The organism is Aminobacter sp. P4_D5 (assembly GCF_056401815.1).
Genome location: NZ_JBFUIP010000882.1, coordinates 1 through 642, shown reverse-complemented (window position 1 = coordinate 642; position 642 = coordinate 1). Strand labels below are relative to the sequence as shown.

Genomic DNA, 642 nt, shown 5'->3' with positions numbered 1-642 from the left:
GTCTCCCGGGCGCGGTGGCCAAGTGTTGCCGGAGGACCTTAGGCGCGTCAGCGCCTTCGGTCATCCCGCTTCAGATCAGCCCGCGGCCTTCATGATCTCGTCGGCCACGTTGCGCGGCACGGGATCGTAGTGGCGGAACTGCATGGAGAAGGAGGCGCGCCCCTTCGTCATGCCGCGCAGGTTGGAGATGTAGCCGAACATCTCCTTCAGCGGGACGTGCGCCCGGACGATGACCGAGGTGCCGGCCATGTCCTGGTTCTGGATCACGCCGCGGCGGCGGTTGAGATCGCCCACCACGTCGCCGACGTGGTCCTGCGGCGTGGTCACTTCCACGTCCATGATCGGCTCGAGGATGACCGGGCCGGCCTTCTTCATGCCCTCGCGGAAGCAGGCCTTGCCGGCGATCTCGAAGGCCAGGGCCGACGAGTCGACGTCATGGTACTTGCCGTCGATCAGGCTGAACTTGAAGTCCACCGTCGGGAAGCCGGCGAGCACGCCCGTATCGGCCTGCACCTTGATGCCCTTGTCCACGGCCGGGATGTATTCCTTCGGCACCGAACCGCCGACGATCCCGTTCACGAACTCGATGCCCGAGTTCCGCTCGCGCGGCTCGAAGGTGATCTTCACCTCGGCGTACTGGCC

General features: G+C 66.0%; 1 pseudogene. It reads right to left on the bottom strand.

The window, feature by feature from the left end:
- Nucleotides 1-75 precede the first annotated feature (75 nt).
- Nucleotides 76-642 (bottom strand): annotated as a pseudogene (gene fusA / locus AC1DWF_RS35570) (elongation factor G); the annotation flags it as partial.